The sequence below is a fragment of the Niastella sp. genome (genome assembly GCF_045805085.1).
GTDB lineage: Bacteria > Bacteroidota > Bacteroidia > Chitinophagales > Chitinophagaceae > Niastella.
Genome location: NZ_JBJMLX010000568.1, coordinates 1 through 5,472, shown reverse-complemented (window position 1 = coordinate 5,472; position 5,472 = coordinate 1). Strand labels below are relative to the sequence as shown.

Genomic DNA, 5,472 nt, shown 5'->3' with positions numbered 1-5,472 from the left:
TGACCTGGTGAAAAGTGCAGGCTTTACCTATTCAACATTTGTTCAACCACCATTTTATTTTCAAAATCTGATTGGGCAACTTGGACCACAGCCAAAGCAGGATGGCACAACCGGTTGGACATTTCCGATTGACCCAACAAAAAAAGCGATTCACATGTCAGACATTAATGACCTGGGAAAAGTAGTGGCGGGCGCATTCCTGCAACCAGAAAAAGCTGGAAATGGCCATTACCTGGCATTGGCGACGGAGTTAAATAGTTTTAATGATATTATTAAAGCCTTTAAACACAATGGGAAAGAATACAGCTTTTCACAAGTGCCAGGTGATTTGTTCGCCACTTTTTTTGAAGGCGCAAAGGAAATAGCTGAAATGTTCGGGTATTTTGAAAAATACACGTACATGGGACCAGATTCAGCGTTAAAAATTGAGTTGGCAAAAGAAATTGCCACAGGCAAACTGGTGACCTTTCAGGAATGGATAAGTCAAAACAATTAATAAAATTAACATCCATCCCTCCCGGTTTATCGGGCGGGATGGTAAATGTGTCTGTCTCATTTAATTGCCTTATAAGTTGATCGCTTTTAACGAAGACTTTTAATAATTATCCCACATCTAATGTATTATGCCGCATTAATAACCAAATAGTATTGAAGCCGGTTGCCTAAACTTATAAAGAATATGTAAAAAAAATGGCCATTGCTATTCAAACAATGGTCATTGTTAGGTAAACATGATGTGCTACCCTGCTTACTTAATCACTATCTTCTGAATTGTAGTCTCTCCGTCTGCAACTATTTTAAATAAATATACTCCTGGTGAGAATGAGTTAAGATTCTTTATTAAAACGGAATTGGCCCCCGCGATCAGATTCACCTGTTTTGACAACAACTTGCTTCCGGTAAGGTTTAACATTTCAATGTACGTAGCCTGTGAATTGTTTACGGTAATGTTCACAGTTACCTGGTCACTGGCCGGGTTTGGCCAGATCTGTAAAATTTTATCTGGCGCTATCTTTACCATTACAATTGAGCTAAGGTTGTAAAACAGGTTATGATCTACCTGGCGAATGCGGTAATATACTTTATCTGTATTGGAAGCAGCTGCATCAGTAAAGCTATATTTGTTTACTAATGTGGTCACCTCCTTATACCTGACACTACCTATTACCCCGAAATTTACGCCGTCAAAACTTTTTTCTATCTCATAATGATTGACATCCGTTTCTGCTGCAACTGTCCAGTTCACTGCAATACCTCCGCCTGCCCTGGCAGCATTCACACTGATAAACCGTACGGGTGTTACCGCGGCATTGACCACTACTGTAGCGCTGGCCGTACTGGCCGCGCAACCGGTTAGCTTATCTGCCGACACTAATAAATTATAAGTGCCTGGTGTATTAAAATTAGCCGTGGGTAGTGAAAAGTTGCTTGTTGAAGTAGTGTAGATAGAAGTAGCATAGCTTTTTCCCGTATTGTCATTAACGGCATACCAGGTACTGTTTACTGCACTGGAAACAGTATAGGTAACTTTCTGGCCCGCATAGATAGTTGAGGAGGTGGGCGATATAGATGGCGTTCCCGGTGATGAACATACAACTGTACTGGTAACGCCACAGTCGGTTTTTTCGCTTGCACTGGCGCCCGATTGAAAAGTAGGCTTCAGCACCGCGCCGCTATAAAATGGCAGGGAAGAAACAATGGACCAGTTTTGCGTTCCGGTTGTATTTATTGTTTGCGATCCTGCCAACGCGCCATCAACATATAACCGTACAATGCTTCCGGCGGTGGTAACATTTACCGTACCGTAAACAATAGTACTCGTATCTGTATAAGGCGTATTGGTAACAGGGGTAAGGCTGATGGTTGGACAGATAGTAGTTACAGCCGCTACAGTAGCAGTGGACGAAGCAGCACTGGCTGTACTGCAACCACCGGCAGCCGTTACAGTGGCCGTATAGGTATCACCTGCTACCAATGCGGGAACAGTTACTGTCCAAACACCACTGCCATTGGCGGTTGTCGTCCAGCTATTGGTGGTAGCATTTGTTTTATTCAATGTTATGCTGGCATTGGCGGCTGAAGTGCCAGTGATAGTGGTGGCACCGGCAAGCAGAACGCCATTGGCATCTGTGGTTATTACCGGAGGCTGGTTATAACAAACAACGGTAGTTGTGTTGTATACTGTACAACCATTTCCTGATAAATACACTTTAATATTGTCATTGGCATTTAACTGCAGTCCCGAAAAAGTATAACTGGTAGTATTGCCCGGTATGGTTACTGTGGATTTAAGCACGTTATTAATGAACAACGTAGCCACCTGTGCTGCCGTGTAAGTAGGCACGGCACCTGAAATGGAAGTATTAAAAGGATAAATGGTACTGGGGAATGTAATACCGGTATTGGTGGTTAAGGGGGTAAGAGTTCCGGAACCATTGCTTACACAATCGAATACCGGTGTGCTCTGGCAACCACTTCCTGTTAAAACAACCATGTAGGTGGCAGCGGCCACATTGCTTGTGCCGCCACTACAGGCAAACCATGAAAAAGTAGTTGCTGTATAAGTGGTATTGACATTCGATCCATTCATTAAGGTGTTTCCGGTTCCATCCATTTTATAAATGAGCACACCTGTTGCCCCGGTGGTTAAACTGCCACATATACCTTTTGTACCGGACGACGAAAGAACGGTGGGGTTAATAGTAGTAGCACAGGTGGTATAAATAGTGTTAGACTGCATACACTCCGATTCATTCAGGGTAGCAGAGGTACCTTTCGCTTTTGCAACAAAATAATCGCCCAATGCTGCCGTGATGCCTGTCAATGTCCAGGATCCGCCGGTAGCAATACCACTGGGATAGGCACTGGCAGAGGTGTAAGTATTTAATAAGGCTCCCGCAGATGAATAACGATAAATGGTAATGTTGGCATTCGCGTCCATGGTGACATCTCTTCTTGTCCAGGTACCCGATATTGACTGACCCGAACCAATAACAACCGAACTACTTGTAATTACCGGTGGATTGGTACAGGCGCCTGCTACAGCCCCTGTGCTTAACTGGGAAAGTGTTATTGGCGGGGTGCCGTTTAAAGCAGCCAACCAGCCATCAGGCGTACTTGAATAATTAACATCATTGACTCCAAATATATCAGAACGGCTTCCCCTCAGGGCCGAGGTAGGCGAATTTACCGTGGTGGCAACCATTCTGAAACCGGTGCTGCTGGTTAGGGCGTAGGTGCCCGTGAAAGCGGATAAGGGAACATAAAAATCATAGAAATAATCCGGGTTGTTTGAATTAGTGGTCAATGCAGCGGCTATTTGCCAGTTGTTGCTGTTCGTTGTTTGATACGCCTGTACAATGTTTGGTCCGATCTTACCATCAGTTTCGTTCACAGTAACCGTAGTAGAATTACCTGTGGCCAGCAATACTTCCCATTCAAAGCCAATGTTACCCGATCCCTGTGAAGTAGGCGCCACATAGTTGGGGTCGGCTTGTGAACCGCTATTGCCGGCTTTAAAATCTGCATCTATTAATATACTGTAAGCCTTCGCTCCTGAACTGATACTGCCAACGCGCAACCGAAAAATAAGGTTGGCGCCATCGTTGTAAGCCATAAAACCGGTTTTGTCTGTTGAGGACGTGACCAGGTCGGTAAAACTGCCCGATGCGCCTGTGGCCAGATCGCCTATTGGTTCTGTGAAAGCCGGCGGTATTGATTTGAAAGGTATTTCACTTTGGGTGATATCGCTGGTTGTAAATCCCGTATTGACGGGCAAAGAAACATAGCCGTCATTGTTAGCATCAAGCACAGCACTTGCCGATGATCGTCGTACTATCTTACCAGGAGATTGAGCTGAAGCATTCAGAAAGGAAAATACAATGATACTTAGGGTAATTGCTACCGTGTGCCTTGTACAGCTTCTCATAAGTATTAGCGTTGTTCAAACAATAATATTAAATAATTATGCCATCCCTTTTGTAGAAATAGCAATATTCCGCGGAAGTAAACAAAACCGATATGCGTAGTAAATACAAATTATTAGTTTTTATTCAGGCGGGTGTTAAAACAAAGACGACTGCCATTTCTGACAGTCATCTTTGTTACTAAATTCATCTGAAAATGATTATGTTAAATCCTTAATTGGGGAATAAACTCATATCGGCGCGGTATGCTAATGTTTCTGACGTTACTGACCTGATCGCTTTTATTTTCATACTCGCTTCTATTCCTGAAAGCTCTTCTTCTAAATTTACGAATTGGCTATAAGATGAAAAATTATTTACCCCGATCAACAAGAGAAATTGATTGAGCTCACCCCCATCAACCAGCTTAAAGGTCATGAATGACCCTGTTCCGGCAGCCTTATATTTACTCTTCAATTTCTCAATTACTTTCTTGCCAATAGCCATATCTGTTATGTGTATAGATACCAGGCGAAGGAATTTCGATTGCAAGCTGTTGCTGTCTGACAGACTCAGATCGGTTAAGTACACCCATTTGCATCCTGCAATATAATCGCCAAAAGGGTAAGTATGCAGTTGATTATCGGCGTAATCTTCAGCCGGCTTTACTGGTTTATCAAAATCGCTCCATGCATGATTGAAGGTTGCATCAACAAACTGACCACTTCTTGGCCCCGAAATAATATACCAGCCGTACCAGGCCCATTTATCGCCATTTGTTTTATGCCAGTTCAGGTGTTGCTTGTACCCGTTTTCAAACTTCTTTTCCTCTCCGGGTTTTGGTTTCCAGAATGAGAAATGCGCCACCTGGCCATCCTGCGCCAATACCTTACCGCACAGGAACAGCAGCATTACCATATAACCTTTCATGCGCTAATTTTTCTTCAAAGCTATTAACGGCCTTCAACAAAAAAATGTAAAAAAATGAACTGCCTATAATGCAGCGAAATAATCATTAATGTGATTATAGTTCCGGAAATATTCCTTTGGGGATTTATTAGTAACTGATTTGAACAGTTTTATTAAATGCGATTGGTCGAAGAAATTCGATTCATAGCAGCATTCGATCAACTTTTTGTGGGGATGCGATTTTTTATAATTGATGAAGTGATTAAGCTTTACAATATTGCAAAATGGCTTGGGATTGATGCCTACTGATTGTTTGAACAGGGTATCGAAATGTCTTTGCGAAATCCCGGTTCCCTTCAACAGTTCATTAATGGAAACATCGCCCTTATGCTTTATTATTTCCTGTACGGCATAATCAATGTACTGGAATTTATTTGTCCCCAACTGAACTCCTTTACATAACTGCAGCAATGCCTTTTCCAGGTTACCACAGGTTGCTTCAAATTCTTCTGTGATACAATCCTGTAAAATGCGGGCCGATGGAATATCATAGAGCGGAAGCAGGTTATTTGTTGCCAGGTCGGCCGGAAAACCAAATAACACATGCAATGTATGGGGGTGAAACCGGATGCCGTATAAGAGCGAATTATTTTCCAAC

Annotated in this window: 4 protein-coding genes; 1 reads left to right on the top strand and 3 read right to left on the bottom strand. The window is 42.8% G+C overall.

The annotated features are described in order from the left end of the window. Window positions 1–496 (top strand): NmrA family NAD(P)-binding protein (locus tag ACJ751_RS29470; protein ID WP_407749130.1); only part of this gene is annotated, 496 nt, incomplete at its 5' end. Window positions 497–748: 252 nt separating this feature from the next. On the opposite strand, the gene ACJ751_RS29465 is transcribed toward ACJ751_RS29470, so the two are convergent. The 3 genes from ACJ751_RS29465 to ACJ751_RS29455 all read right to left on the bottom strand — a co-directional run. Beyond that, on the bottom strand, window positions 749–3,928 hold the full coding sequence (locus tag ACJ751_RS29465; RefSeq protein ID WP_407749129.1) for a T9SS type A sorting domain-containing protein: 3,180 nt from the start codon (window positions 3,926–3,928) through the stop codon (window positions 749–751). A 211-nt stretch (window positions 3,929–4,139) separates the two neighbouring features. Beyond that, window positions 4,140–4,835 carry a hypothetical protein gene (locus ACJ751_RS29460; protein ID WP_407749128.1) on the bottom strand — a complete coding sequence of 232 codons (696 nt, stop codon included), beginning with the start codon at window positions 4,833–4,835 and terminating at the stop codon, window positions 4,140–4,142. Between the two features lie 63 nt (window positions 4,836–4,898). Continuing rightward, window positions 4,899–5,472 (bottom strand): helix-turn-helix domain-containing protein (locus ACJ751_RS29455; protein ID WP_407749127.1); only part of this gene is annotated, 574 nt, incomplete at its 5' end.

Bases quoted from the DNA above. Each gene is read 5' to 3' on its own strand.
- ACJ751_RS29465 (WP_407749129.1), bottom strand. From the start codon at position 3,928: ATGAGAAGCTGTACAAGGCACACGGTAGCAATTACCCTAAGTATCATT.
- ACJ751_RS29460 (WP_407749128.1), bottom strand. From the start codon at position 4,835: ATGAAAGGTTATATGGTAATGCTGCTGTTCCTGTGCGGTAAGGTATTG.